The following is a 24,732-nucleotide window of genomic DNA, read 5'->3' as shown; positions in this document are numbered from 1 at the left end:
GGCGCCCCGCCCGCTATGGCGTTGCGCTACCCACCCAGTAACAAGCGAACTGCCAGGCGGCACGCCCGCTGCGCACCCCGCGCAGGGTGGCATAGCGGACCGCTTCGGCCCGCGCCTCCTCGGTCCAGCGCGCCTCGTCGGCGAGATGCGCCACCCAGTGGCGACAGGCCTCGAGGTAGCTGTCCTGGTTGAACGGATGGAACGCCAGCCACAGGCCGAAGCGATCCGACAGCGAGATCTTCTCCTCGACGGCGTCGCCGTGATGCAGCTCGCCGTCGACCAGTCGCGAGGCGTCGTTGTCGCCGATCGCCTCGGGCAGCAGGTGGCGGCGGTTGGAGGTGGCATACAGCAGCACGTTCTCCGGCGGCCCGGTGAGGGTGCCGTCGAGCACGCTCTTGAGGGCCTTGTAGGCATCGTCGTGCCCCTCGAACGACAGATCGTCGCAATACACCACGAAGCGGTGCCGGGTATCGCGCAGCCGCTGGACCATCGCCGGCAGCCCGATCAGGTCATGGCGATCGACCTGGATCAGCCGCAACCCCTCGCCAGCCAGGCTGTTGAGCAGCGCCCGCACCAGCGACGACTTGCCGCTGCCGCGCGCGCCCCACAGCAAGGCATGGTTGGCCGGCCGGCCGTGCAGGAACGCCCGGGTGTTGGCCAGCAGCTCGCGCTTCTGGCGTTCGATGCCGATCAGGTCGTCGAGCCTGACGTCGTCGCGGGTGGCGACCGGAATCAGTTGGCCGCCCAGCGCGTTGCGCTGCCACAGCGCGGCGATATCGCGTTCCCAGTCGACCGCCGGGGCCGGTGGCGGCAGGGCCTCCTCGACCCGGTCGAGCAAGCGATGCAGTCGCTGTGCGAGCTCGGCATCCATTCAAGCAATCTCCTCTGTGGTAATCGATCGCGAATGAGTTCGCTCCCACTCATTTCAGTGGGAGGGAACTCGTTCCCGAGGGGCATATTAGGTGCATCCCGGTTGACCCCTAAGCCCATCGGGGTATCTTGGAGCCGATCAGCGTCGCGGTCCATAGACCGCAACGAATGGACGCATGACCGAGTCATCGGCACGCACAGCAAGGAGAGACAAGCGATGCACTGGAAGATCCGTGGCGCCGTCGGAGCGCTGGTACTGACGCTGGCCGCCTGCAGCCAGACGCCGACCGGGCGTTCGCAGTTGACGCTGTTTTCCGACCAGGAGCTCGATCAGATGGGCGAGCAGAGCTTCGCTCAGTATCAGCAGCAACTGCCCACGGTCGGCGGCCAGACGGCCGCGTACGTGCAGTGCGTGGCCCAGGCCGTCACCCAGGCCGCGAATACCGGCGAAAACTGGGAGGTGAAGGTCTTCAAGGACGACTCGGCCAACGCCTTCGCGCTGCCCGGCGGGCATATTGGCGTCAACACCGGTTTGCTCGAGGTCGCCAAGAACCAGGATCAACTCGCCACCGTGATCGGTCACGAGGTCGCCCACGTGCTCGCCCATCATGCCAACGAGCGGGTCTCGACGCAGGCGGCGACCCAGACCGGACTGGCGGTGCTGCAATCGGCTGCCGGCATCAACAGCCAGGGCGGCCAGCAACTGATGGGACTGCTCGGCATGGGCGCCGAATACGGCATCATCAAGCCCTTCTCGCGCACGCAGGAGAGCGAAGCCGACGTTCTGGGGCTCGAGCTGATGGCCCAGGCCGGTTTCGATCCGCGGGCGAGCATCAACCTGTGGCAGAACATGGAGGCCAACAGCCAGGGCCAGCCGCCGGTGTGGATGTCGACCCACCCCAGCCACGGCCAGCGCATCGAGGACTTGCAGGCGAAGATGGACCGGGCGCTTGACGCCTACCAGCAGGCCCAGGCCAGCGGTCGCACGCCGAACTGCCAGCGCCCGGGCTGAGCCGCCCGGCAGCGTCTTCCGTCACAGCGAGCGCCGCAGCCGCTCGCGCACCGCCGCGGTGTCCGGCCGGACACCGCGCCATAGATAGAACGATTCCGCCGCCTGCTCGATCAGCATGCCCAGGCCGTCGACGGTACGCGCACCGCGCTCGGCGGCCCAGCGCAGGAATACCGTCGGCTCGACGCCGTACATCATGTCGTAGGCCAGCCCGTCCGCGGCGAACAGCGCATCGGGCAGCGGCGGCAGATCGCCGGCCAGGCTGGCGCTGGTGCCGTTGATCACCAGGTCGAAACGCTCCTCGTCGGCCAGCATCTCGAAGCCGCCACCCTCGATGGGCCCCAGCTCGGCGAAGTCCCCGGCCAGTTCGCGGGCCTTGCTGGCGGTGCGATTGGCGATTACCAGCTGCGCGGGGCCGGCCGCCAGCAGCGGCTCGAGCACGCCGCGCACCGCGCCGCCGGCACCCAGCACCAGAATGCGGGCCTCCTTAAGCGGTGCGGCGTGGGCGACCAGGTCGCCGACCAGCCCGACGCCGTCGGTGGTGTCGCCGTGCAGCCTGCCGGCCTCGTCGAGCAGCAGCGTATTCACGGCGCCGGCACGCTGCGCTCGTGGACTCAACACGTCGGCCAGGCGCCAGGCGTCCTCCTTGAACGGCACGGTGACGTTGGCGCCCCGCCCGCCGGCGGCGGCGAACGCGCGCCAGGCGCCGGCGAAGTCGTCGACCGGCGCCTCGATGGCCTGGTAGCTCAGCGCCTCGCCGGTCTGCTCGGCGAAGGCGGCGTGGATCTGCGGCGACTTGGAGTGGCCGACCGGGTGGCCGAACACGCAGTAGCGATCGCTCATCAATCTCTCCTTAGTTTCCGGGAAGCGCTGAATAAACCGGCGAACGATGCGAAGCGCAAGGCGCCCGGAGCACAGAAACCGGAACCTATGGGTTTATAGGAGGATTTCGACCGGGCTGGCGCACCAGAACCGCGTAACGCAGCGATTCGCTCGTGCAGATGATTATTCAGTGTCTTCCCCGAGCCAGTCACGCGCGCGCAGATAGTCACGGTAGAGCGTTTCCTCGGCGCTGCCGGGTTCCGGCGTCCAGCCGTAGTGCCATTCGACCACCGGCGGCATCGACATCAGGATCGACTCGGTGCGCCCACCGCTTTGCAGGCCGAACAGCGTGCCGCGGTCCCAGACCAGGTTGAACTCCACGTAGCGCCCGCGCCGGTAGAGCTGGAAGGCGCGCTCGCGCTCGCCGTAGGCGTCGTCGCGACGGCGCCGCACGATCGGCAGGTAGGCGTCGAGGAAACTGTCGCCCACCGCGCGCTGGAAGCCGAAGCAGGTCTCGAAGTCCCAGGCGTTGAGGTCGTCGAAGAACAGCCCGCCGACGCCGCGGGTCTCGTCGCGATGCTTGAGATAGAAGTATTCGTCGCACCAGCGCTTGAAGCGCGGGTAGACGTCGTCGCCGAACGGTGCGCAGGCGTCGCGGGCCACACGATGCCAGTGCAGCACGTCGTCGTGCACCGGGTAGAACGGCGTCAGGTCATAGCCGCCGCCGAACCACCAGACCGGCTCCTCGCCGGGCTTCTCGGCGATGAAGAAGCGCACGTTGCCGTGGCTGGTGGGCACATGCGGATTGCGCGGGTGCACTACCCAGGAGACGCCGACGGCGTGGAAGCTGCGCCCGGCGAGCTCGGGACGCGCGGCACTCGCCGAGGGCGGCAGCGTGGCGCCGTAGACGTGCGAGAAATTGACCCCGCCCTTCTCGAACACGGCGCCGTTCTCGATCACCCGTGAGCGGCCACCACCGCCATCGGCGCGCTCCCAGGAATCCTCGCGGAAGGCCGCCCCCGCGTCCTCGCTGGCCAGCGCCTGACACAGGTTATCCTGCAGGTCGAGCAGGTAGCGCTTGACGGTGTCGAGATGAGGATGGGACACGCAAATCTCCTTGGGTCGGTTAAGAATCGCTCATTCGCGCAGCCACTCGCCGCTGCTCAGGTCGCGGATGCGGCTGGGGCGGGACTGGCCGCCCAGCGGGCCATCGAGGATCGTCACCGCATCGCCGAAGTAGTCGCGCACGGTGGCGGCGTCGCGGGCCGGGGTTTCGCCGGCGCGATTGGCCGAGGTCGACACCAGCGGTCCACCGAAGGCGCTACACAGCGCGATCACTCCAGGATGATCGCTGACGCGTACGGCGACGCGGTCATGATCGCCGCGCAGCAGCGCCAGCGAGCGGCCGTTGTCGGGCACCAACCAGGTCAGCGGGCCCGGCCAGCTGTCGGCCAGCCGTTGCCGCAAAGGCGCCGCGAGCCCGTCCAGCCAGGGCTCGAGCTGGGTCATGGAAGCGGCGATCAGGATCAGTCCCTTGGCGGGATCGCGTTGCTTGAGCGCAAGCAGCTGGGCGAGCGCGGTCGGATCGTCGGGGTCGCAGCCCAGCCCCCACACCGCCTCGGTGGGATAGGCGATCAGCCCGCCTTCACGCAGGCGGGCGACGGCGGTTTGCAGGATAGCGGCTGAGTACATTAGGCGGGACTCCCTTCGACGAGCTCCGACGCGCGGTAATGGCGCGGCCAAGTCTAGCATGCGCCGGCGCGCCCCGGCAGCCGTGGCGCTTGACCGGGATCAGCGCCGCACCCAACCACCCGGCGCCTGGCTCACCCAGCCCTCGAGTTCGAGTTCGAGCAGGCGCTGCTGGCAGAAGCCGAAGTCCCTGCCGGAGAGCTCGATCAGCAGGTCGAGCGGCGTCGGCGAGCCGCTGAGCAGGTCGAGAAGTGGATCGCCGCTCGGCGCCGTCGGGCCTGACGGGTTCGTCGCCGTCTCCGGCGCGGTGTCGGCCGTGGCCCAGTGACCGAGTTCGAGGAGGATGTCGGCGAGCTCGCTGACCAGCGTCGCCCCCTGCTTGAGCAGCGCCAGGCAGCCCTGGGCCTGCGGATTGTTGAGCGAACCGGGCAGCGCGAACACCTCGCGGTTCTGCTCGGCGGCCAGACGCGCGCTGATCAACGAGCCGCTCTTCTCGGCCGCCTCGATGACCAGCACGCCCAGTGACAGCCCGGTTATCAAGCGATTGCGGCGCGGGAAGAACGCCGGGTTGGCACGGGTCCCCGGGGCGTGCTCGCTGAGCAGCAGCCCGCCCTCGACGCGCATGCGCCGATAGAGTTCGGCGTGGTGCGCCGGGTAGGTGACATCGATGCCGCAGCCCAGCACGCCGATGCTGCGGCCCCGCGCATCGAGCGCGGCCTGATGGGCGCGCCCGTCGATGCCCAGCGCCATGCCGCTGGTCACGCACAATCCGGCAGTGGCGAGCTCGCCGGCGAAGCGTGCGGCATTGCCGAGTCCCTCGCGGGTTGGGCGCCGGGTGCCGACGATCGCCAGCCCCGGGGCCTCGAACGCGTCGAGATCGCCGATCGCCCACAATAGCGGCGGCGGGTCGGGAAGTTCGTCGAGCAGCGTCGGCCAGGCGGCGTGGCCGGGATAGAGCAGATGCTGATCGGCCGCCGCGGCCTGCCAGGCCAGGGCGCGCTCGACGAGCACCGAGAGCGGACTGCGCGCCGGGTGATCGAGCCATAGCCGCAGGGCGTCCCGCGCCGGCGCCGGCAGCATGGCCAGCCAGCCCTGCGGCCAGTCCGGCGCCTGGCGCTGCAGCTCGGCCAACCGGCGCGGCCCCATGCCCGGCAGGTGAGCCAGCGCCAGCGCACACTCCGGTGTGGGCATCACGGCCGCAGCGACGCCCCGGCGAGCAGGTCCTCGCTGCGCGGCGCGTGGACCCGATCGCCGACCGCCAGGCTGCGCGTGGCGTGCATCACCAGCGCATAGCTGACCCGGTCGTAGAGTCGGAACACCATCAGCCAGCCGGCATCCTCGCCGGGCAACTGCACGGGTTCGCCGGTCTGCGGGTCGGTGATCGTCTCGCCCTGCTGCTCCACCGCCAGCACCGCGCCACGGCTCAGGCCGTCGCGCTGGCCCAGGTCGAGGGCCACCACATCCAGCCGACCGATGAACTGCACGCCGCCCGGCACCGCCAGGATGTGGCCCTCGAGCGGATGCCCGGGGGCGTGGGGCTGAAAGGCCGGCGTCACCGGCAGCGATTCCTGGGCCAGCAGCCGATCGCCTTGGCGAATCTCCTGGCGCGACATGGTGACCCGCAGCAGCGAAACCTCGCCGTCGCGGCGCAACAGCCGGGCCTCGCCGAGGGTTTCCAGCTCGAGGCCGAGAAACTCGCCGCTATCGGGATCGAGGTAACGCTGGCCGCGGCGATAGATGCCGAAGCGCTCGCCGGGTGGCAACTCGCCGCGTACGTAGATGCGATCGCCGGCGCCGCTGACGATCCGCCGGTCGTCGCCGGCGATCACGTAGGCGGCATTGTCGAGTTCGCCCGGGCCGACGATGCGGTTGGCCTCGAGAAAGCGCTGCACGCTTTCCAGCGGCAACGGTGGAATCGCCTCGCGACGCGGCACTTCACGAACCTTGGGCGAGAGCCGCACGATACCGCCCTGACCGGGCTCCAGGCCCAGCCGCGGCTGGCCATTCTCGTGGTAGAGATAGACCACGTCGCCGGGATAGATCCAATGCGGATCGTCGATCTGCGGATTGCCGTCCCACACCTCGGGCCACTGCCAAGGATGGGCGAGAAAGCGGCCGGCGATGCCCCACAGGGTATCGCCCGACGCCACGGTGTAGCGGCTCGGCGCATCGTCGCGCAGCGTGGCGGCCGCAGCGATCTCGAGCGGCAGCAACCCGCCGAGGGCGGTACCCAGGACCACGCCCCAGGCCGCCAGCCAGCGCCGGCGTCCGCCGGCAGTTTGTTCACTCATCCCCTGCGCCTCGTTATTCTGATATCAAGCGGTGTCGCTTAACGCCGGCCAATCGCTCAGTGGCGTGGGTCCGGCGTGTCCAAGCATTATCGTCAATGCCGCGCATAGTCTTAAACTATCATGGCGATATTCCGGGCATGGTTCCGTTCCATGCTACCGCGTCCTACAATACGGTACATATCCCTGCTTAACCCGAAACGGTATTTTCAACGCCATGGCCAAGCTAGAGATCCTCGAATTCCCCGACGAACGCCTGCGCACCAAGGCTGCGCCGGTCGCCGAAGTCGACGACGAGGTGCGCACCCTGATCGACGACATGCTCGAAACCATGTACGACGCGCACGGCATCGGCCTGGCGGCCACGCAGGTCGACCGGCACCGTCGCGTCATCGTCATGGATGTCAGCGACGACCAGTCCCAGCCACGGGTGCTGATCAATCCCGAGTACGCGCCGCTCGACGACGAACGCGAGCCACTACAGGAAGGTTGCCTGTCGATTCCCGAGTTTTACGCCGAGGTCCCGCGCGCGTTGCGCGTGCACCTCAAGGCGCTGGATCGCGACGGCACGCCCTACGAACTCGATGCCGACGGACTACTGGCGCACTGCATCCAGCATGAGTGCGACCATCTCGAAGGTCGGCTGTTCGTCGACTACCTGTCGCCGCTCAAGCGCGATCGCATCATGAAGAAGATGCAGAAACGCCACAAGCAGATGGCCTGACGCCGTCCGCCATCCATAACTGGTTACGTCGTATCTTACGAGCGCCGGGGCCCTTGAGGGGCGCCGGCGTTTTTCGTCCGCGGGGCGATCCGCTACCATGGCGGCGTCTCCCGTCAGCAAGGCCCTTTCGATGACCCGACCGTTGCGCGTGATCTTCGCCGGCACACCCGACTTCGCCGCGCACAGCCTGCAAGCGCTGCTCGCCAGCCAGCACCAGCTGCTCGCCGTGTACACCCAGCCCGACCGCCCCGCCGGTCGCGGCCGCAAGCTCACGCCCAGCCCGGTCAAGGCGCTGGCCCAGCAGCACCAGTTGCCGGTCCACCAGCCGCAGAGTCTCAAGGACCCCGAGGCCCAGCGCGAGCTCGCCGACTATCGGGCGGACGTCATGGTGGTGGTCGCCTACGGCCTGCTGTTGCCGCAGGCGGTACTCGACGCCCCGCGGCTGGGCTGTCTCAACGTCCACGCCTCGCTGCTGCCACGCTGGCGCGGCGCGGCGCCGATCCAGCGCGCCATCGAGGCCGGCGATGCGCTGAGCGGCGTGACCATCATGCAGATGGACGCCGGGCTCGACACCGGCGACATGCTGCTGACCCACGAGACGGCAATCGACGCCACCACCACCGGCGGCGCTCTTCACGACCGACTGGCGGCGTTGGGCGGCGAGTCGATCGTCAGCGCGCTCGACGCGCTGGCCGGGCCGGGGCTGACCGCCACACCGCAACCCAGCGCCGGGGTAACCTACGCCGCCAAGCTATCCAAGCCCGAGGCAGCCCTCGACTTCACCCGCCCCGCGGTGGAACTCGCCGCCAGGATTCGCGCCTTCAACCCCTGGCCGGTGGCCTGGACGACGCTCGACGGCGCCCCGCTGCGGCTGTGGTTCGCCGAATCCGAGGCCGGCGAGCAAACCGCCGCCGCCACGCCCGGCACCCTGCTCGAGCACGACGGCGAGGCGTTGCGCATCGCCTGCGGCGCCGAGGGCCGCGGCGTGCTGCGCGTGACTCGCGCCCAGTTGCCGGGTGGCAAGCCGCTTGCGGTACGCGACCTGCTCAACGCCCGCGGCGAGCGTTTCACGCCCGGCAAGCGACTGACCCGGGAGGAGCCGAGCACATGAGCCAGACCGACGTTCGCGCCACCGCCGCGCGCCTGCTGGTGCCGGTACTCGACGGCCAGGGTTCGCTCGGCCATCTCGACGGCGGCCTCGCCGCGGCGGGCATCGCCAACCGCGATCGCGGCTTCGCCAAGGCGCTGTGCTACGGCGTGTGCCGCGCCCTGCCCCGCCTCGAGGCGCTGTCCAGCGAGCTGCTGCGCCAGCCCTTCAAGCGTCGCGACCTGGATGTCCAGGCACTGCTGCTGCTGGGTCTCTACCAGTTGCTCTACATGCGGGTGCCGCCGCACGCGGCGGTCGGCGAAACCAGCGGCGCCGCACGCTCGCTGGGCAAGGATTGGGCGACCCGCGTGCTCAACGGCTGCCTGCGGCGCTTCCAGCGCGAGAGCCAGGCACTCCAGGCCAAGGTCGATCGCGATCCGAGCGTGGCGCTGCTGCACCCGCCATGGCTGCTCAAGACCCTGCGCCAGGCCTGGCCCGACGATTGGCAAGCGATCGCCGAGGCCAACAACCAGCCAGGGCCAATGACGCTGCGCGTCAACCGCCGCCGCACCTCGCGCGAGGCCTATCTTGAGCGACTCGTCGAGGCCGGCTCGGCGGCCCGCACCACGGCGCATGCCGCCCAGGCGCTGACCCTCGACGAGTCGTGCGACGTTCAGACGCTGCCCGGCTTCAGCGCGGGCGAGGTCAGCGTGCAGGACGAAGCCGCTCAGCTCACCGCCGAGCTGCTCGCCCCGGCGCTCGAGACGCGGGCCGGGGCGCGGGTGCTCGACGCCTGCGCGGCGCCGGGCGGCAAGAGCGCGCACCTGCTCGAAGCCTTCGATATCGCGCTCACCGCACTCGACAGCGACGCCCAACGCCTGTCGCGCGTCGAGGCCACCCTCGCACGGCTGGGTCTGACGGCGACGCTGGTCCACGCCGACGCCGGCGAGCTCACGTGGTGGGATGGCCAGGCGTTCGACGCGATCCTGCTCGACGCGCCCTGCTCGGGCAGCGGAGTCATCCGCCGTCATCCCGACATCAAGCGCCTGCGCCGGCCCAGCGACATCCGCACGCTGGCCGGTCAGCAGGCGCGTCTGCTCGACGCCTTGTGGGAGACGCTCGCGCCGGGCGGCACGCTGCTCTATGCCACCTGCTCGGTGCTGCCCGAGGAAAACAGCACGCAGATAGCCGCCTTCCTGGCACGCACCGCGGATGCCCGGGCGACGCCGATCGACGCCGACTGGGGCCGCCCGGCCGGGGCCGGGCGCCAGCTGTTGCCCCAGGCCGGTGGCCATGATGGCTTCTACTACGCCCGGCTGGTCAAGGAGTCGACAGGCCCCGGTGGCTAGCCTCTATACTGGGTGATGGGTCCGTGAACGCCTCGGCGTGCCGCGGGCCGCACTCATTCCGGCATAGGAGTTGCCCATGTCCACCCACGTCTACAAGCACATCGAACTCACCGGGTCTTCGCCCAAGGGAATCGAGGACGCCGTGGAGCAGGCCATCGCCCGGGCCAACGAGAGCCTGCACGACATGCGCTGGTTCGAGGTCACCGACACCCGTGGCCACATCGAGCATGGCCGCATCATGCACTGGCAGGTCACCGTCAAGGTCGGCTTCACGCTCAGCGAGCCCGAGTGAGGCTCCTATGGAAATAACGGGCCCGGCCCACCGGGCCCTGTCCCCGCCCCGCCCGACTGGTTTATGCTTGCTCGCGTTCAAGAGCGAACCCGGTTGACCGCTCTTCTCCAATCCCGGACCTTGCGCACGCGGACCCGACAACGATGAAAATTATCATTCTGGGCGCCGGCCAGGTGGGTGGCACGCTGGCCGAACACCTCGCCCATGAGGAAAACGACATCACGGTGGTCGATACCAGCACCGAGCGGCTGCGCGATCTGCACAACCGTCTGGACATCCGCACCGTGACCGGGCCCGCCTCCTACCCGATGGTACTGCGCCAGGCCGGCGGCGAAGACGCCGACATGCTGATCGCGGTGACCAACTCCGACGAAGTCAACATGGTCGCCTGTCAGGTCGCCCACACGCTGTTCCGCACCCCGACCAAGATCGCCCGGGTGCGCGCCGCCGCCTATCTGACCCGCAAGGGACTGTTCGCCAACGACGCGGTGCCGGTCGACGTGCTGATCAGCCCCGAGCAGGTGGTCACCGACCATATTCGCCGGCTGATCGTCTATCCCGGCGCGCTGCAGGTGCTCGAGTTCGCCGGCGGCCAGGTCCAGCTGGTGGCGGTCAAGGCCTACTACGGCGGTCCGCTGGTCGGCCAGGAACTGGGCTTTCTGCGTCGCCACATGCCCAATGTCGATACTCGCGTGGCGGCGATCTATCGCCGCAACCGGGCGATCATCCCGCGCGGCGACACGGTCATCGAGGCCGACGACGAGGTGTTCTTCATCGCCGCGCGCAAGGACATTCGCGCGGTGATGAGCGAGCTGCGCAAGGTCGAGCGCGACTTCCGCCGGGTACTGATCGCCGGCGGCGGCAACATCGGCCAGCGTCTCGCCGAGCATCTCGAGCACAGCCATCAGGTCAAGATCATCGAGCACGATCTGGAGCGCTGCACGATGCTCTCCGAGCGCCTCGACCGCACCGTGGTGCTCCACGGCAGCGCGACCAGCAAGCGGCTGCTGATCGAGGAGAACATCGAGGACTGCGACATCTTCTGCGCGCTGACCAACGACGACGAGGTCAACATCATGTCGTCGATGCTGGCCAAGCGCCTGGGCGCCAAGAAGGTGTTGACGCTGATCAACAACGCCGCCTACGTCGACCTGGTCCAGGGCGGCGAGATCGATATCGCCATCTCGCCCCAGCAGGCGACCATCGGCGGCCTGCTGACCCACGTGCGACGCGGCGACATCGTCAATGTGCACTCGCTGCGCCGCGGCGCCGCCGAAGCGATCGAGGCGATCGCCCACGGCGACTCGCGCTCGTCCAAGGTGGTCGGCCGGGCGATCGACGAGATCGACCTGCCCGCGGGCACCACCATCGGTGCGGTGGTGCGCGGCAAGGAGGTGCTGATCGCCCACGACGACGTGATCGTCGAGTCCGGCGATCATGTCATCCTGTTCGTCGTCGACAAGCGGCGTATCCGCGACGTGGAACGTCTGTTCCAGGTCGGCCTGACCTTCTTCTGAGCGCTTTTTCGAACCACGGACACTGGCCGGTTACGATGCCCCATTCGACAAGGAACCTGCGCGCTTGAGTCCCCGCGTGACCCTGCGCATCCTGGGGCTGTTGCTGATGCTGTTCAGCCTGACCCTGCTGCCGCCGATCCTGATCTCGTGGCTGTTCGGCGACGGCGTGTGGGAAGCCTTCGCCTTCGCCCTGGCCATCACCGCGGCGACCGGCGCGCTGCTCTACGTGCCCAACCGCCGTGCGCGCAAGGAGTTGCGCACCCGCGACGGCTTCGTGATCACGGTGATGTTCTGGAGCGTACTGGGGCTGTTCGGCTCGCTGCCGCTGATGCTCGCAAGCGACCCGGCGCTATCGTGGACCGATGCCGTCTTCGAGTCGTTCTCGGGACTCACCACCACCGGCGCCACGGTGATCACCGGGATCGACCTGCTGCCCGACTCGATCCGCTACTATCGCCAGCAACTGCAGTGGCTGGGCGGGATGGGCATCGTGGTGCTCGCGGTGGCGATCCTGCCGACCCTGGGCATCGGCGGCATGCAGCTCTACCGCACCGAGATTCCCGGCCCGCTCAAGGATTCGAAGCTCACCCCGCGCATCACCGAGACCGCCAAGGCGCTGTGGTACATCTACGCGGCACTGACGCTGGCCTGCTTTCTCGCCTACTGGGCGGCCGGCATGCACTGGTTCGACGCCCTCGGCCATAGTTTCTCGACCGTCGCCATCGGCGGCTTCTCGACCTATGACGCCAGCATCGGCTACTTCGACAGCGCGACCATCGAGCTGATCTGTGTGTTCTTCATGATCGTGTCGTCGATCAGCTTCGGCCTGCATTTCGCCGTGTGGCGCGAGAAGCGCATCAGGCACTACCTGGCCGATCCCGAATTCCGCTTCTTCGTGGGCTTTTTGCTGTTGCTCAGCCTGATCAGCATCGTCACCCTGTTGATCACCCAGACCAACGACGACTTCACCGCGCTGCGCCATGGGCTGTTCGAGTCGGTGTCGATCGCCACCACCGCGGGCTTCGGCGTCGCCGACTTTTCGACCTGGCCCGGCGCGCTGCCGTTTCTGCTGTTCGTCGCCGCCTTCGTCGGTGCCTGCTCGGGCTCCGCCGGCGGCGGCATCAAGGTGGTGCGCATCCTGCTGATTCTCAAACAGGGCATGCGCGAGGTTGTGCGGCTGATTCACCCCAACGCGGTGATCTCGATCAAGATCGGCAAGGTGCGGATCACCGACAACGTGGCCCAGGCGGTATGGGGCTTCTTCTCGGTCTACGTGATGCTGTTCCTGCTGATGCTGATCGGCCTGCTCGCCACCGGGCTCGACCAGGTCACCGCCTGGTCGGCGGTGGGCGCGGCGCTCAATAACCTGGGGCCGGGCCTCGGCGACGTCGCCAACGACTACGGCGACATCCCCGCGCTGGCCAAGTGGATCCTGGTCGCGGCGATGGTGCTCGGGCGCCTGGAGATCTTCACCGTGCTGGTGCTGTTCACCCCGGCATTCTGGCGGCGCTAGGACCTGCAGCAGGCTTCGCTGGCCTGGCCGCCGACGGCGCCCGCCAGGCCATCGCCGTTTGGCCTGCCCGGCCGCGATATGGATAATCGAGCTTCTGCCTTTCAGCCAGCGAGCGCTCATGACCGACACGCAGGACATTGCCTCCCCGGATGCCGCCAGCGGCCCACGCGAAGTGGTCGTCAGCGGCGATACCCGCTACACCCTGCTGGGCACCGCCCACGTTTCCCGGGCCAGCGCCGACGAAGTGCGCGAGCTGATCGAGACCGGTGACTTCGACGCGGTGGCCATCGAGCTGTGCGCGTCGCGTCACCAGAGCCTGACCCAGCCCAATACGCTCGCCGACCAGGATCTGTTCCAGGTGTTCCGCCAGGGCAAGGCCGGGATGGTCGCCGCCAGCCTGGCGCTGGGCGCCTTTCAACAGCGCGTCGCCGAGCAGTCGGGCATCGAGCCCGGCGCCGAGATGCGCGAAGCGGTCAAGGCCTGCCGACGCGCCGACCTGCCGCTGCTGCTGATCGATCGCGACATCGGCGTGACGCTCAAGCGCATCTACGCCAACGTGCCCTGGTGGCAGCGCGCCAGCCTGATCGGCGGGCTCGCCGGCAGCCTGGTGTCGCGCCAGAAGATCTCCAGCGAGGATATCGAGCGGCTCAAGCAGGGCGACGTGCTGGAATCGACGTTCGCCGAGTTCGCCCAGCAGTCCGAAACGCTGTATACCCCGCTGATCAGTGAGCGCGACCGCTACATGGCGCTGCGCCTGGCCGAGGAAAATACCCCGGCGCGCTACCGCGAGGTACTGGTGGTGGTCGGGGCCGGTCATCTCAAGGGGCTGGCCGAACACCTCAGGGCGCCGCTGCCCACCGAGCCGGCCGATGAGCGCGCCGCGCTCGACGCCATCAAGCCGCGGGCACGCTGGTGGAAGGCCATTCCCTGGCTGGTTACCGTGCTGGTGCTGATCGGCTTCGCGATCGGCTTCTCCCGCGACACCCAGCTCGGCTGGCAACTGATCGGCGAATGGTTTCTTATCAATGGCGTGCTATCCGGGCTCGGCGCGGCGATCGCCCTGGCCCACCCGCTGACGGTGCTGGCGACCTTCTTCGCCGCCCCGCTGACCTCGCTCAACCCGACCATCGGCGCGGGCTTCGTCGCCGCCGGCGTCGAGCTGGCGATGCGCCGGCCCAAGGTCGGCGACTTCTCGCGGCTGCGCCACGATGTCGCCTCGCTGAAGGGCTGGTGGCGCAACCGGGTCTCGCGCACGCTGCTGGTGTTCCTGCTCGCCACCGTGGGCTCGGCGGCCGGCACCTGGATCGCCGGGCTGCGTATCGCCGGCCAGTTATTGGGCTAGCGCGCTGCTCAGCCGCCGTGGCACTTCTTGTACTTCTTGCCGCTGCCGCATGGACAGGGGTCGTTGCGGCCCAGTGCCTTCAAGGCGTTGCGCACCGGCGTCTGCGGACCGTGGTTGCAGTGCGGACCATGAACGTGGCCGGCAGGGCCCGCGTCGTGAGTGTGGCGGCAATCGGGACCGTGCACGTGGGGGGCTTGGGTCATCGGCTGGCTCTGGTAACGGACGAAGCGGCATTATCGCCGTCGTCGCGGCGAAAGAGAATCCCTGACGTGGCCATTCAGCGCCCGCGCCTGTCCAGCAGCCGCTGCATCGCCGCGGTCGGGGCCTCGAGCTTGCCGTGGCGTCGGCTGGCCGCGTAGCTGTCGTTGAAGGCATCGAAGTAGTCGTCGAGAGTCGCCGCCGCCTCGCCGTCGCCGGCCTGGTGCAGCAACTCGGCGGCGACCTCGGCGGTACACAGGTGCTCGCTCGAGGCTGGCTTGCGCAACCGGTAGCGGGTGGTGCGCGCGCTGTGCAACGGCAATACCGGCAGTCGCTCGAGATAGGGGCTCTTGCGAAAGATCCGCCGCGCCTGACGCCAGGTGCCGTCGAGCAGGACCAGCACCGGAATGCGTCCCGCGCGCTTGGCGGCGTGCACCGCCTCGGGGCCGACCACGCGCTCGGCGTAGTCCGGCTGATCGTCGGGGAACACCACGAAAGGCGCGAACCGCGTATCTTCGAGGCGCGCCAGCAGCGTCGGATCGGGCGCCGTGCGATACCAGGTGAAGACCTCGGTGGTATCCAGGATATCGCCGATCAGCCGCCCGGTGTTGGTCGGCTTGTAATGCTCGTACGGGTGGGTCAGTAGCCACACGCGGGTCTCGCTGGCGGCGGCCACCTTGTAGGGACACAGGCAGTTGAGGCTGGGCAGCCGACACGCCTCGCAGCGCGTCACGAAACTGCCGCGGGCATTGAACGGCTTGCGCCGCGGGGCGTCGCCCGACGCGTCGGCCCCGGGCTGGGCGCCCCGCTCACGACGAGGCTCGCTATAACGATTCACCATAGGCTCACACGCATCGGGCTCGGCGACCCTGCTTCGGTCATCCAAGTAGCAAAGCTAAACAACCAGTAGCAACGCTAAATAAAAAGGCCGGGCAGTCTAGCATGCCCGGCCCCGATTCCCGTCAAGCAGCTCGTCGACGGCCATCTGCGCGCGCTTCGTCAGCGCGAGGCCAGCGCCGGCTCGGCCTCGTCGCCGCCCGGACGGCGCTTCCAGTAGCCCGCCAGCAGCGAGCCGGAAACGTTGTGCCAGACCGAGAACAGCGCCCCCGGCAACGCCGCGGTGACGGTGAAGAACTGGTTGGCCAGCGTCACCGCCAGGCCGGAGTTCTGCAGGCCGACCTCGAAGGCGATGGTGCGAGCGGTGCGCTTGTCGAAGCGCAGCGCCCGGGCCAGCGCGTAGCCGCCGCCCAGGCCGATCGCGTTGTGCATGATCACCGCCAGCGCGACGATCGGTCCCAGGGTGGCCAGCCTGCCGGCGTTGAGGGCGACGACGATGGCGATGATCAACACGATGGCCGCCATCGCCAGCGTCGCCAGGGCCGGCTCGACGCGCTGGATATGCGCGCCGAGCAAGTGATGGATCACCACCCCCAGCACGATCGGCGCGACCACCAACTGGGCGATGCTCATCAGCATGCCGGCCACCGGCACTTCGACGCTCTGACCGACCAGCAGCAGCGTCAGCAACGGCGTGGCGAACACCGAGATCAGCGTCGAGACCATGGTCATCGATACCGACAACGCCACGTGGCCGCCGGCCAGCCAGGTCATGACGTTGGACGAGGTACCGCCGGCGGTGGCGCCCACCAGCACCATGCCGGTGGTCAGTTCCGGCGACAGCCCCAATACCAGCGATACCAGCAGCGCCGCCAGCGGCATGATCAAAAATTGCAGTCCCACGCCCACGGCGATCGGTTTGGGCGACTTGATCACTCGGGCGAAGTCGTCCTTGGAGAGCGTCAGCCCCATGGCGAACATGATGATGACCAGTAGCGTCTTGATGCTGCCGGCCAGGCCGCTGAACAGTTCGGGCAGCAGGGCGGCGACGACCGCGAGCAGCACGGCCCACACGGGAAACAGACGGTTGATGCGTTCGAAGATCGACATGACGTGTCCTAGGCGTTGGAAGTCCGGATAGACGATGGCCGCTATGCGCTCTGATCCGCGCGGCTCTGGTTGGGCAACGCCGCGCTATAGCGAGCATTGCTTAGCCCGCTATCATGCCGTAACGCCCGGGCGGCGGAAAGTCGTTCCTGGCACGGGCACGCATCATTCGGGGAGCGTCAGCCGTCCCCGACCCAGCCAGTAGTCGGCCAGGCGCGGCACGCCCTGGCTGGCGGGTTCGTCGAGGGTGGTGACCCAGCGCGGCGCGATCGCGCTGGCGTTGGGGTCGACCAGCACGCAGGGGCATTCGAGCGGCGCCTGGTCGAGCAGCATCGCCGCCGGCATCACCGCCAGCGAGGTGCCCACCACCAGCAGCAGGTCGGCTTCGGCGACGATATCGCAGGCCAGCGGATAGGCGGGCACCGCTTCGCCGAACCACACCACGTGGGGCCGCAGCTGGCTGCCCTTGTCGCACAGATCGCCGAGCCGGATGCCGCCGCGTGGCAATGGATAGCGCAGCCGCGGGTCGACGCTCGAGCGGGCCACCATAACCTCGCCGTGCAGGTGCAGCACGTCGCGCGAACCGGCCCGCTCGTGCAGGTCGTCGATGTTCTGGGTGACCAGGCGCACGTCGAAGTCCCGCTCGAGGCGCGCCAGCGCCTGGTGGGCGGGATTGGGACGCGCCTGGCGAACCTGTTCGCGGCGCTCGTCATAGAAGCGCAGCACCAACGCCGGGTCGCGCTGCCAGGCTTCGGGGGTGGCGACATCCTCGACGGCATGGTTTTCCCACAGGCCATTGCCGTCGCGGAAGGTCTTGAGGCCGCTTTCGGCGCTGATACCGGCGCCGGTGAGCACCACCAGGCGCGGCTTGGAATCTTCGGACATGGATCGCTCGCTAGTCGCTACAGGGCCGTTCGAGACCGCGGGCCATGAACATAGCATCGCCGCGCGCGGTCGACCAACGCCCGACCCGCCGCCCCGAGGGTGACAGAGCGGGCCCGGGGCGGCGACAATGCCCGCCCTGTTACGTCCGTTTGGCGCTCTCGATGAATTCAGTGACGATGCCCGCAAGCGATCTCCTGCCGATCGTCTACCGGGACGATACCCTGGTCGCGGTACGCAAGCCCTCGGGCCTGCTGGTCCACCGCAGCGCCCTGGCCCGCGGCGAGACGCGCTTCGCGCTGCAGCTGCTGCGCGATCAGTTGGGCCAGCGCGTCTATCCGCTGCATCGCCTCGACCGGCCGACCTCGGGGCTGTTGCTGTTCGCCCTCGATCCGCAGACGGCGCGCGAGCTGGGCGAGGCGTTCACCGCCCGCCAGGTCGCCAAGCGCTACCTGGCGGTGGTGCGCGGCGTGGGTCCCGAGCATGAACGCCTCGAATACCCGCTGCGCGAGGAGGATGGCTCCCGACCCAAGGCCGAGATGCCCGCTCAGCCGGCCTGCACCGAGATCCGCCGGCTCGACAGCGTCGAGCTGCCGGTACGCATCGACCGCTATCCGCAGGCGCGCTACTCGCTGATCGAAGCGCGCCCGCTCAGCGGCCGGCGCCACCAGATTCGCCGCCACCTGTCGCGGCGCGGCTACCCGATCATCGGCGACGCCAAGCACGGCAAGGGGCTGCACAACCGCTTCTTCCGCGACCAGCTCGGTTGCGCTCGCCTGCTGCTGGCCGCGGTGGAGCTCAGCCTGTGGCATCCCGGACGCCGGGCCATGCTGCACCTGAGCGGCGCGCTGGAATCCGACATGCAGCGGCTGTTCGCGCATTTCGGCTGGGCCGGCCATGCACCGACCGACGCCCATCGCTGGAGCGACGCACCGCGCCCGGATGCCGCTCTCGTCTCTGCCCATGCCTGCGAGGAGCCGTCATGAGCGACGACTACGATTTCCGCTTCGACGGCATTCGCCGCCTCTACGGCACCCAGGCGGCGTCGCGTTTCCAGCGCGCCCATGTGGTGGTGGTGGGCCTCGGCGGCGTGGGCAGTTGGGCGGCCGAGGCGCTGGCCCGCTCAGGGATCGGCAGGCTGACGCTGATCGATCTCGACGACGTCTGCGTCTCCAACGTCAACCGCCAGTTGCACGCGCTGGACGGCACCATCGGCCGGCCCAAGGTCGAGGTGCTCGCCGAACGCTTTCGGGCGATCAACCCCGAGCTCGAGGTGATCGCCGACAGCGCCTTCGTCACGCCCAGCAATCTCGAGGCACGCATTCCCGAGGATGCCGATCACGTCATCGACGCCATCGACAGCGTGGTCGCCAAGGCGGCGCTGATCGCCTGGTGCAAGCGCCGCAAGCTGGGCCTGACGGTGACCGGCGCCGCCGGCGGCCAGACCGACCCGACGCGCATTCGCACCGCCGACCTGACCCGCACCGAACACGATCCACTGCTCGCCAAGGTGCGTGCCCGGCTGCGCCGCGATTTCGGCTTCTCGCGCAACCCCCGCCGCCGCTTTAGCGTCGAATGCGTCTATTCTGACGAACAGCTGGTCTATCCGGGCAGCGACGGCGAGGTCTGCCTGCAAAAGCCGGGGCTCGGCGAGGCGACCCGGCTCGATTGCGCCAGCGGTTTCGGCGCGGCGACCTTCGTCACCGGCAGCTTCGGTTTCGTCGCCGCCTCACGGGCCCTGGCCCGCCTGGCCGAACGCGCCCGCCGTGAAGCCGCTACCGCCACTCGCGAGGAGTCCTCCGATGCATCATGAAGCGTCCCGACCGGTCCCTGGCATTTACCGTCACTACAAGGGTCAGAGCTACGAGGTGCTGGGCCTGGCCCATCACAGCGAGACCGAGGAGCCGATGGTAGTCTACCGCGCGCTGTACGGCAGCTATGGACTCTGGGTGCGCCCGCTGGCGATGTTCGTCGAGACCGTCGAGGTCGCCGGCGAGCCGGTCGCGCGCTTCGCCCTCGTCGCGGCCTTCCCCTGACACTCCGCATGCGTGCGTCGCATGCCCTGCCGTGCTGGCGATGGTATACTGCGCCGCTTGTTTCACGGTCGGCTGAAGCGGTTTCCGGCGGCGGCGCATGGGTCGGCACGGCGGCCCCGGCACACTGGCCACTCAGCGACCACGGCAGGCAATCTGGCTAACCAAGCGGAGGCAGCATGAGCGCACTGGTAGGCGTCATCATGGGATCGAAATCGGACTGGTCGACGTTGTGTCACACCGCCGAGACCCTCGAACGGCTGGGCATCGAGCACGAGGTTCGGGTGGTTTCCGCGCACCGCACCCCGGACCTGCTGTTCGACTACGCCGATGGCGCCGCCGAGCGCGGCCTCGAGGTGATCATCGCCGGGGCCGGCGGCGCCGCCCATCTGCCGGGCATGGCCGCCGCCAAGACGGTCTTGCCGGTGCTCGGCGTGCCGGTCCAGTCGAGCATGCTCAGCGGCGTCGACTCGCTGCTGTCGATCGTCCAGATGCCGGCCGGCATTCCCACCGGCACGCTGGCGATCGGCCGCGCCGGAGCGATCAACGCCGCCCTGCTGGCGGCGGCGATGCTCGGCAACAAGTATCCCGAGATTCGCGCCGCGCTCGAGCGTTACCGCGCCGAGCAGACCCGGGCCGTGCTCGACGCGCCGGATCCGCGGCCGTCCTTGACAGGGGAGCGTTGAGCGATGCGTATCGGAATCGTCGGTGGCGGCCAGTTGGGCCGCATGCTCGCCGAGGCCGGCGCCGGCTTCGACGCCCGCTTCACCTTTCTCGACCCGGGCGAAACGCCCTGTGCGGCGCTGCATGGCCGCCACCTGCACGCCGCCTGGGACGACGCTGAGGCGCTCAGCGCGCTGATCGAAGCGAGCGACGCGCTGACCTTCGAATTCGAGAACGTCGACCCTGCGGTCGTCGCCCGCCTCGCTGAGCAGCGCCCGGCCTACCCGCCCGCCAGGGCGCTGGCTACCGCACGCGATCGCTGGGCCGAAAAGACGCTCTTTCAGGAGCTGGAAATTCCGCTGCCGCCAGTGGCACGCATCGACAGCCAGGGCGAGCTGGACAGCGCGGTCGCCGAGATCGGCCTGCCCGCGGTGCTCAAGACCCGCACGCTGGGCTACGACGGCAAGGGCCAGAAGGTGCTGCGCGAGAGTGCCGACGTCAGCGGTGCCTTCGCCGAGCTGGGCGGGGTACCGCTGGTTCTCGAGGGCTTCGTCGACTTCGATCACGAGGTCTCGCTGATCGCGGTACGCGATCGCGTCGGCGAGACGCGGGTCTGGTCGCTGGTCCGCAACGAGCATCGCCAGGGCATGCTGCACTGCTCGATTCCATTGATCGACCATCCGCTGCAACGCCTCGCCGCCGACTACGCCCAGCGGGTGCTCAGTAAGCTCGATTATGTCGGCGTGATGGCCTTCGAATTCTTCGTCGACGGCGACGCGCTGCTGGCCAACGAGATCGCCCCGCGGGTCCACAACTCCGGTCACTGGACCATCGAGGGCGCCACCACCAGCCAGTTCGAGAACCACCTGCGGGCGATCGCCGGGTTGCCGCTGGGCGCCACCGAGCGGCTGACGCCGTGCGCCATGCTCAACGTGATCGGCGCCCTGCCGGAACGCGAGGCGGTACTCGCGGTGCCGGGCACACGCTGGCACGACTACGGCAAGGCGCCGCGCCCGGGCCGCAAGATCGGCCACATCACCGTGCTCGCCCCCGACGAAGCCAAGCTCGACGAACGTATCGAAGCCGTCGAAGCGCTGTTGGTCAACGATCTCGGCTGAGCCGGTCGCAACCAGCGCCCACCAAAAAGGCGCCCCGAGGGGCGCCTTTTTGGCAATTGCGGCCAGCTAGCTCATCTGACCGCGGCTTACGAGTGCTTCACGATCAGCCCTCGTCGGATTCGTGCATCTTCTTCTGCAGGTAGTTCTCGAGACCCACCTTGTCGATCAGGCCGAGTTCGGTCTCGATGATGTCGATATGCTCCTCCTCGTCGTCGAGGATCTTGCGGAACAGGTCGCGGCTGACGTAATCACGCACCTGCTCGCAGTAGGCGATCGCCTCGATCAGGTCGTTGCGCCCCTCGTGCTCGATGGCCAGGTCGCTTTCGAGCATCTCGCGGGTGTTCTCGCCGATGCGCAGCTTGCCCAGGTCCTGCAGGTTGGGCAGCCCCTCGAGAAACAGGATGCGCTCGATGTAGGCGTCGGCGTGGCGCATCTCCTCGATCGATTCGTCGTATTCCCACTTGGCCAGACCGAGCAGCCCCCAGTCCTTGTACATCTTGGCGTGCAGGAAGTACTGATTGATCGCCACCAGCTCGTTGCCCAGCGCCTTGTTGAGGTGCTCGATGACCTTGCTATCGCCTTTCATGGGAATCTCCTCATACGCATTGTTCTGCCAGCGCCGGACGCACGGCTACGCCCCAGCATCGTCGATCCTGGGAGTATCGTCCATAGGGAGGAAAAAGTCCAATCGCGCCAATATGTTACGTATACCCACTCGCAAATGACAAGGGTTGGCGGATCATAACGAGGGCCACTGTGATCGCTGATCCGGCGACACTGGCTCAGAGGGCGTAAGCCAGCTCGGCCAGCATCGGCTGACGCATCGCGACGGATTGCGCAGCGGCGGATTGCTCCATGGCATCGCGGGCGATCGTCTTGCCCATGCAAGCGCACTTGCCGCACTGGGTCGCGCAGCCGGTCTGCTCGCGGACGTCGCGCCAACTACGCGCCCCCTGTGCCACCGCCTGGCGGATGGCCTTGTCGGAAACGCCCTTGCAAAGACATACGTACATAAACACCTCGCTTGGCATCGCGAAGTTAAATGTAAATGATTCGCATACTGAACCGCAACCCTGATCGCAAAAAAACAGGCTCGCAACTGCCGGACGCTAACGCATGCTCTGGGCGCGTCCCAGCCTCCTAGCCGCTGCGCCGCAGCAGATACAGGCCCAGCGCTGCACAGCCCAGGGTCGGCGCCAGCACCGCCCAGATCGGCGAGAAGCCGAACACCGTCGAGGCCGGCGCCAGCAGGTCCTGCAGATACTTGAACGACAGCCCGACGATCACCCCGTAGAACACCCGCGTTCCCGCGGCGACGCTGCGCAACGGACCGAACACGAACGAGGCCGCGACCAGCACCAGCGATACCAGGGTCAGCGGCATGACCAGCTTCTGCCAGAAGTACAGCAGCGGCTGGGTGGCGGCGAGCCCCTGCGAATGCAGAAACTGCGCATAGGCCCACAGCTCGCTGGGCGCCTGGCTTTCGATATCGCGCAGCAGGCGGTTGAGCTGGGCCGGCGAGAACTCGGTCTGCCAGGCCTGGCGGCGAACGTGTTGCGTTTCGGTACCACCGTCGGTGAAGCGGGTGGTGTCGACGTTTTCGAGCACCCAGTGATCGTCCAGCCACACGGCGCGCTGCGCATGGGTGGCCTCGACCAGCCGCTGGCCCGCGAAGCGATAGCGAGTCAGGTCGATGACGGTATCGTCGGCGCGGATCGCCCCGAAGCGATAGAAGTCGTCGCCCTCGCGTTGCCAGCCACCGCGATGACTGAGTACCGCGCCGGCACCTTCCAACTGCTCGAGCCGCCAGGCCTCGGCGAACTGCTCGCTGCGCGGCGTCACGAACTCGGCGATCACCAGCAGCAGGACCACCACCAACCCGACCGGCTTCATCACCCCCCAGAGAATACGCACCAGCGATCGCCCGGCAGCGCGCATCACCGTCAGCTCGTTGCTCGAGGCCATGCTTCCCAGTCCGACCAGCGCGCCGATCAACACCGCCACCGGGGCGTACTGGTAGAACCGCCAGGGCAAGCGCAGGCCCAGATAAAGCAACACGTCGAACGCGCTGTAGTTGCCCTCGACGTCGTTGAGGTCGTTGATGAAGCTGATCACCAGGTCGAGCCCGAGCAGGACCAGCTGCACCACCAGCATCGCCGCCAGTACGTTGCGGGCGATGTAGCGGTCGAAACGATCGGCCAGCATCAGCGATTGCCTCCCAGTTGCGAACGCCGCAGCAAGCCTAGCCCGAGCAGCAGATAGACCCCGTGGATCGGCCACATGCCGATGGACGGCGACAGCGAGCCGCGACCGATGGCATCGAGCGCCGCCAGCAGCAGGCTGAGATAGCTGATATGCAGGAATATCGCCGGCATCAGCTTGGCGAAACGCCCCTGGCGGGGATTGACCCGCGACAGCGGCAACGCCAGCAGGGTCAGGATGGGGATCATCAGCGGCATGCTCAGCCGCCACTGCAGTTGGGCCAGCGCTTCATCGGAGCCCGAGGCGATGAGCGCCGGTGTCGAGGCGTATTCGGCCTCGTCGAGCTGGGCCATCTCCGCAGCGCGCGACAGGCGCACCGCATAGGTGCCGAACTCCAGCCGCTCGGCGACGTTGCGTCCCGGCTCGACGCTGTAGCGCTCGCCGTCGGTCAGTACCAGAAAGCGGCTGCCGGTTTCCTTGTCGGTGGTCTGGTAGCCGCCCTTGGCCCGCGTCACCACGGTTTCGGGGGTACCGTCGTCGCGCCGCTGGCGCTCGCTGATGAAGACCTGCTGCATACGCGTCTGGTCGTCGTTGAATGCCTGGGTATAGGCGGTGCGACCGTCACCGAAATCCTGGAATCGCCCCGGCGTGAGCGCCGAGAAATCCAGTCGACTCTGCTGCTCCTCGATCAGCATCTCGTTGTAGCGCCCCCCCGCCGGAGTCAGCCACAGGCTGCACAGCGCCACCAGGATGGTGATCAGCGCGGCGGGCAGCATGGTCACACGCAGCAGCCGGTTGGGACTGGTGCCGCAGGCCACCAGCACGGTGATCTCGCTATTCAGATAGAGCTGGCCGTATGCCAGCAGGATGCCTAGGAAGAACGACAGCGGCAGGATCAGCTCGAGAAAGCCCGGCAGGTGGTAGAGCATCAGGGTGCCCAGCATGCTGACCGGGATCTCGCCTTCGGCGGCGCTGGAGAAATAGCGGATGAAGCGACTGCCCATGATGACCAGCAACAGGACACCGGCGACGGCGCCCATGGTGACCAGTATCTCACGGGTCAGATAACGGAAAATGATCAAATCGGTCTCCCTGACGCTATATGACGATCCATGCAATGGCACAGTGCTTTGCGTACACTGGGGGAGTTCAGCCGGCCACGTGTCAGTGTCGGCATTATCCAGAATCCC

Annotated in this window: 27 protein-coding genes; 13 read left to right on the top strand and 14 right to left on the bottom strand. The window is 68.0% G+C overall.

Annotated elements, in window-relative coordinates; all coding sequences use genetic code 11:
• Positions 1-13: 13 nt before the first annotated feature.
• Positions 14-871: an ATP-binding protein gene (locus R6258_RS06165; RefSeq protein ID WP_318448646.1), complete on the bottom strand. Its 858-nt coding sequence runs from the start codon at positions 869-871 to the stop codon at positions 14-16.
• Positions 872-1,087: 216 nt separating this feature from the next.
• Here R6258_RS06165 and R6258_RS06160 point away from each other — a divergent pair, with 216 nt between their 5' ends.
• Positions 1,088-1,882 carry a M48 family metallopeptidase gene (locus R6258_RS06160; RefSeq protein ID WP_318448644.1) on the top strand — a complete coding sequence of 265 codons (795 nt, stop codon included), beginning with the start codon at positions 1,088-1,090 and terminating at the stop codon, positions 1,880-1,882.
• A gap of 21 nt (positions 1,883-1,903) precedes the next feature.
• Here the strand turns inward: R6258_RS06160 and aroE are convergent, their stop codons facing one another.
• The 5 genes from aroE to R6258_RS06135 form a co-directional block, all read right to left on the bottom strand.
• Positions 1,904-2,722, bottom strand: a complete 819-nt coding sequence (gene aroE, locus R6258_RS06155) for a shikimate dehydrogenase (RefSeq protein WP_318448642.1) — start codon at positions 2,720-2,722, stop codon at positions 1,904-1,906.
• Between the two features lie 162 nt (positions 2,723-2,884).
• Positions 2,885-3,808, bottom strand: coding sequence for an oxygen-dependent coproporphyrinogen oxidase (gene hemF / locus R6258_RS06150; protein WP_318448640.1), 924 nt, complete (start codon positions 3,806-3,808; stop codon positions 2,885-2,887).
• Positions 3,809-3,838: 30 nt separating this feature from the next.
• Positions 3,839-4,393 (bottom strand): L-threonylcarbamoyladenylate synthase, encoded by a 555-nt coding sequence (locus R6258_RS06145; RefSeq protein ID WP_318448638.1) that lies wholly within the window; start codon positions 4,391-4,393, stop codon positions 3,839-3,841.
• A 99-nt stretch (positions 4,394-4,492) separates the two neighbouring features.
• Positions 4,493-5,581 carry a DNA-processing protein DprA gene (gene dprA, locus R6258_RS06140; protein ID WP_318448770.1) on the bottom strand — a complete coding sequence of 363 codons (1,089 nt, stop codon included), beginning with the start codon at positions 5,579-5,581 and terminating at the stop codon, positions 4,493-4,495.
• On the bottom strand, positions 5,581-6,681 hold the full coding sequence (locus tag R6258_RS06135) for a LysM domain-containing protein (RefSeq protein ID WP_318448636.1): 1,101 nt from the start codon (positions 6,679-6,681) through the stop codon (positions 5,581-5,583). The genes dprA and R6258_RS06135 overlap by 1 nt, the downstream gene beginning before the upstream one ends.
• Before the next feature lie 214 nt (positions 6,682-6,895).
• Here R6258_RS06135 and def point away from each other — a divergent pair, with 214 nt between their 5' ends.
• The 7 genes from def (at position 6,896) to R6258_RS06100 (ending at position 14,502) form a co-directional block, all read left to right on the top strand.
• Positions 6,896-7,402, top strand: coding sequence for a peptide deformylase (gene def, locus R6258_RS06130; RefSeq protein ID WP_318448634.1), 507 nt, complete (start codon positions 6,896-6,898; stop codon positions 7,400-7,402).
• Between the two features lie 130 nt (positions 7,403-7,532).
• Entirely contained in the window at positions 7,533-8,513 is a 981-nt protein-coding gene (fmt, locus tag R6258_RS06125) for a methionyl-tRNA formyltransferase (RefSeq protein ID WP_318448632.1), read from the top strand.
• The gene (rsmB, locus tag R6258_RS06120) at positions 8,510-9,838 is read left to right on the top strand and encodes a 16S rRNA (cytosine(967)-C(5))-methyltransferase RsmB (RefSeq protein WP_318448630.1); all 1,329 of its coding nucleotides are present in this window, start codon (positions 8,510-8,512) and stop codon (positions 9,836-9,838) included. Before fmt ends, rsmB begins: the two co-directional genes overlap by 4 nt.
• Positions 9,839-9,914: 76 nt before the next feature.
• Positions 9,915-10,130: a dodecin gene (locus R6258_RS06115; RefSeq protein WP_318448628.1), complete on the top strand. Its 216-nt coding sequence runs from the start codon at positions 9,915-9,917 to the stop codon at positions 10,128-10,130.
• Between the two features lie 143 nt (positions 10,131-10,273).
• On the top strand, positions 10,274-11,647 hold the full coding sequence (trkA, locus tag R6258_RS06110) for a Trk system potassium transporter TrkA (RefSeq protein WP_318448626.1): 1,374 nt from the start codon (positions 10,274-10,276) through the stop codon (positions 11,645-11,647).
• 64 nt (positions 11,648-11,711) lie between these two features.
• Positions 11,712-13,160, top strand: a complete 1,449-nt coding sequence (locus R6258_RS06105) for a TrkH family potassium uptake protein (protein WP_318448623.1) — start codon at positions 11,712-11,714, stop codon at positions 13,158-13,160.
• Positions 13,161-13,278: 118 nt separating this feature from the next.
• Positions 13,279-14,502, top strand: coding sequence for a TraB/GumN family protein (locus tag R6258_RS06100; RefSeq protein WP_318448621.1), 1,224 nt, complete (start codon positions 13,279-13,281; stop codon positions 14,500-14,502).
• 8 nt (positions 14,503-14,510) lie between these two features.
• On the opposite strand, the gene R6258_RS06095 is transcribed toward R6258_RS06100, so the two are convergent.
• From R6258_RS06095 to R6258_RS06080, 4 genes are all read right to left on the bottom strand, one after another.
• Positions 14,511-14,705 carry an SEC-C metal-binding domain-containing protein gene (locus R6258_RS06095; RefSeq protein ID WP_318448619.1) on the bottom strand — a complete coding sequence of 65 codons (195 nt, stop codon included), beginning with the start codon at positions 14,703-14,705 and terminating at the stop codon, positions 14,511-14,513.
• A gap of 74 nt (positions 14,706-14,779) precedes the next feature.
• Positions 14,780-15,541 carry a tRNA-uridine aminocarboxypropyltransferase gene (locus tag R6258_RS06090; RefSeq protein ID WP_318448617.1) on the bottom strand — a complete coding sequence of 254 codons (762 nt, stop codon included), beginning with the start codon at positions 15,539-15,541 and terminating at the stop codon, positions 14,780-14,782.
• A gap of 158 nt (positions 15,542-15,699) precedes the next feature.
• On the bottom strand, positions 15,700-16,647 hold the full coding sequence (locus R6258_RS06085; RefSeq protein WP_318448615.1) for a bile acid:sodium symporter family protein: 948 nt from the start codon (positions 16,645-16,647) through the stop codon (positions 15,700-15,702).
• Between the two features lie 162 nt (positions 16,648-16,809).
• Positions 16,810-17,529 carry an SIR2 family NAD-dependent protein deacylase gene (locus R6258_RS06080; protein WP_318448613.1) on the bottom strand — a complete coding sequence of 240 codons (720 nt, stop codon included), beginning with the start codon at positions 17,527-17,529 and terminating at the stop codon, positions 16,810-16,812.
• A 176-nt stretch (positions 17,530-17,705) separates the two neighbouring features.
• Here R6258_RS06080 and R6258_RS06075 point away from each other — a divergent pair, with 176 nt between their 5' ends.
• The 5 genes from R6258_RS06075 (at position 17,706) to R6258_RS06055 (ending at position 21,340) form a co-directional block, all read left to right on the top strand.
• Positions 17,706-18,512: a pseudouridine synthase gene (locus tag R6258_RS06075; protein WP_318448612.1), complete on the top strand. Its 807-nt coding sequence runs from the start codon at positions 17,706-17,708 to the stop codon at positions 18,510-18,512.
• Positions 18,509-19,339: a tRNA cyclic N6-threonylcarbamoyladenosine(37) synthase TcdA gene (tcdA, locus tag R6258_RS06070; protein WP_318448611.1), complete on the top strand. Its 831-nt coding sequence runs from the start codon at positions 18,509-18,511 to the stop codon at positions 19,337-19,339. Before R6258_RS06075 ends, tcdA begins: the two co-directional genes overlap by 4 nt.
• Positions 19,329-19,562 carry a DUF1653 domain-containing protein gene (locus R6258_RS06065; protein ID WP_318448609.1) on the top strand — a complete coding sequence of 78 codons (234 nt, stop codon included), beginning with the start codon at positions 19,329-19,331 and terminating at the stop codon, positions 19,560-19,562. The genes tcdA and R6258_RS06065 overlap by 11 nt, the downstream gene beginning before the upstream one ends.
• Before the next feature lie 176 nt (positions 19,563-19,738).
• The gene (gene purE / locus R6258_RS06060; protein ID WP_318448607.1) at positions 19,739-20,245 is read left to right on the top strand and encodes a 5-(carboxyamino)imidazole ribonucleotide mutase; all 507 of its coding nucleotides are present in this window, start codon (positions 19,739-19,741) and stop codon (positions 20,243-20,245) included.
• A 3-nt stretch (positions 20,246-20,248) separates the two neighbouring features.
• Positions 20,249-21,340: a 5-(carboxyamino)imidazole ribonucleotide synthase gene (locus tag R6258_RS06055; RefSeq protein ID WP_318448606.1), complete on the top strand. Its 1,092-nt coding sequence runs from the start codon at positions 20,249-20,251 to the stop codon at positions 21,338-21,340.
• A 103-nt stretch (positions 21,341-21,443) separates the two neighbouring features.
• Here R6258_RS06055 and bfr read toward each other — a convergent pair whose 3' ends face one another.
• The 4 genes from bfr to lptF form a co-directional block, all read right to left on the bottom strand.
• Positions 21,444-21,926: a bacterioferritin gene (gene bfr / locus R6258_RS06050; RefSeq protein WP_136066517.1), complete on the bottom strand. Its 483-nt coding sequence runs from the start codon at positions 21,924-21,926 to the stop codon at positions 21,444-21,446.
• A gap of 196 nt (positions 21,927-22,122) precedes the next feature.
• A complete protein-coding gene (locus R6258_RS06045; protein WP_318448603.1) occupies positions 22,123-22,353 on the bottom strand; it encodes a bacterioferritin-associated ferredoxin in 231 nt (76 codons plus the stop codon).
• Positions 22,354-22,480: 127 nt separating this feature from the next.
• Positions 22,481-23,545, bottom strand: coding sequence for an LPS export ABC transporter permease LptG (gene lptG / locus R6258_RS06040; RefSeq protein ID WP_318448601.1), 1,065 nt, complete (start codon positions 23,543-23,545; stop codon positions 22,481-22,483).
• On the bottom strand, positions 23,545-24,624 hold the full coding sequence (gene lptF / locus R6258_RS06035) for an LPS export ABC transporter permease LptF (RefSeq protein ID WP_318448599.1): 1,080 nt from the start codon (positions 24,622-24,624) through the stop codon (positions 23,545-23,547). Before lptF ends, lptG begins: the two co-directional genes overlap by 1 nt.
• Positions 24,625-24,732: the final 108 nt, after the last annotated feature.

This window comes from Halomonas sp. HP20-15 (genome assembly GCF_033446685.1).
GTDB lineage: Bacteria > Pseudomonadota > Gammaproteobacteria > Pseudomonadales > Halomonadaceae > Modicisalibacter.
Note: the sequence above shows the minus strand (reverse complement) of the source record. Positions and strands in the feature narration are given on the sequence as shown.

Coding starts and splice junctions, on each gene's coding strand:
- R6258_RS06165 (WP_318448646.1), bottom strand. CDS start 871: ATGGATGCCGAGCTCGCACAGCGACTGCATCGCTTGCTCGACCGGGTC.
- R6258_RS06160 (WP_318448644.1), top strand. CDS start 1,088: ATGCACTGGAAGATCCGTGGCGCCGTCGGAGCGCTGGTACTGACGCTG.
- aroE (WP_318448642.1), bottom strand. CDS start 2,722: ATGAGCGATCGCTACTGCGTGTTCGGCCACCCGGTCGGCCACTCCAAG.
- R6258_RS06145 (WP_318448638.1), bottom strand. CDS start 4,393: ATGTACTCAGCCGCTATCCTGCAAACCGCCGTCGCCCGCCTGCGTGAA.
- dprA (WP_318448770.1), bottom strand. CDS start 5,581: ATGCCCACACCGGAGTGTGCGCTGGCGCTGGCTCACCTGCCGGGCATG.
- R6258_RS06135 (WP_318448636.1), bottom strand. CDS start 6,681: ATGAGTGAACAAACTGCCGGCGGACGCCGGCGCTGGCTGGCGGCCTGG.
- def (WP_318448634.1), top strand. CDS start 6,896: ATGGCCAAGCTAGAGATCCTCGAATTCCCCGACGAACGCCTGCGCACC.
- fmt (WP_318448632.1), top strand. CDS start 7,533: ATGACCCGACCGTTGCGCGTGATCTTCGCCGGCACACCCGACTTCGCC.
- rsmB (WP_318448630.1), top strand. CDS start 8,510: ATGAGCCAGACCGACGTTCGCGCCACCGCCGCGCGCCTGCTGGTGCCG.
- R6258_RS06115 (WP_318448628.1), top strand. CDS start 9,915: ATGTCCACCCACGTCTACAAGCACATCGAACTCACCGGGTCTTCGCCC.
- trkA (WP_318448626.1), top strand. CDS start 10,274: ATGAAAATTATCATTCTGGGCGCCGGCCAGGTGGGTGGCACGCTGGCC.
- R6258_RS06100 (WP_318448621.1), top strand. CDS start 13,279: ATGACCGACACGCAGGACATTGCCTCCCCGGATGCCGCCAGCGGCCCA.
- R6258_RS06095 (WP_318448619.1), bottom strand. CDS start 14,705: ATGACCCAAGCCCCCCACGTGCACGGTCCCGATTGCCGCCACACTCAC.
- R6258_RS06090 (WP_318448617.1), bottom strand. CDS start 15,541: ATGGTGAATCGTTATAGCGAGCCTCGTCGTGAGCGGGGCGCCCAGCCC.
- R6258_RS06085 (WP_318448615.1), bottom strand. CDS start 16,647: ATGTCGATCTTCGAACGCATCAACCGTCTGTTTCCCGTGTGGGCCGTG.
- R6258_RS06080 (WP_318448613.1), bottom strand. CDS start 17,529: ATGTCCGAAGATTCCAAGCCGCGCCTGGTGGTGCTCACCGGCGCCGGT.
- R6258_RS06075 (WP_318448612.1), top strand. CDS start 17,706: ATGCCCGCAAGCGATCTCCTGCCGATCGTCTACCGGGACGATACCCTG.
- tcdA (WP_318448611.1), top strand. CDS start 18,509: ATGAGCGACGACTACGATTTCCGCTTCGACGGCATTCGCCGCCTCTAC.
- R6258_RS06065 (WP_318448609.1), top strand. CDS start 19,329: ATGCATCATGAAGCGTCCCGACCGGTCCCTGGCATTTACCGTCACTAC.
- purE (WP_318448607.1), top strand. CDS start 19,739: ATGAGCGCACTGGTAGGCGTCATCATGGGATCGAAATCGGACTGGTCG.
- R6258_RS06055 (WP_318448606.1), top strand. CDS start 20,249: ATGCGTATCGGAATCGTCGGTGGCGGCCAGTTGGGCCGCATGCTCGCC.
- bfr (WP_136066517.1), bottom strand. CDS start 21,926: ATGAAAGGCGATAGCAAGGTCATCGAGCACCTCAACAAGGCGCTGGGC.
- R6258_RS06045 (WP_318448603.1), bottom strand. CDS start 22,353: ATGTACGTATGTCTTTGCAAGGGCGTTTCCGACAAGGCCATCCGCCAG.
- lptG (WP_318448601.1), bottom strand. CDS start 23,545: ATGCTGGCCGATCGTTTCGACCGCTACATCGCCCGCAACGTACTGGCG.